Origin of the sequence: Leifsonia sp. SIMBA_070, from assembly GCF_046534635.1 — a bacterium.
Classification (GTDB): Bacteria; Actinomycetota; Actinomycetes; order Actinomycetales; family Microbacteriaceae; genus Leifsonia.
In genome coordinates, this window is record NZ_JAWRYK010000754.1 from 1 (window position 1) to 246 (window position 246).

The following is a 246-nucleotide window of genomic DNA, read 5'->3' on the forward strand; positions in this document are numbered from 1 at the left end:
GAGGCGCTGCGCCAGGTCGCGTGGGAGCACGACACGGAGCTCCATTTCACGGGCGCCGTCGGCGATGACGTGATCCCGATGGATCCGCGCCGCGTGCGCCGGATCCTGCGCAATCTCGTCGGCAACGCGATCGAGCACGGCGAGGAGCACCCCATCGACATCACCGTCGCGCAGAACGAGACGGCCGTCGCCGTCGGCGTGCGCGACCGCGGCCTCGGGATGCGGCCCGAGCACGCGGCCCGTGTG

1 protein-coding gene is annotated in these 246 nt (G+C 72.4%); it reads left to right on the forward strand.

Going from position 1 to position 246, the window contains the following annotated elements:
* The coding region (locus SB754_RS22260) for an ATP-binding protein (RefSeq protein WP_410784456.1) at window positions 1-246 on the forward strand (246 nt) is incomplete at both ends.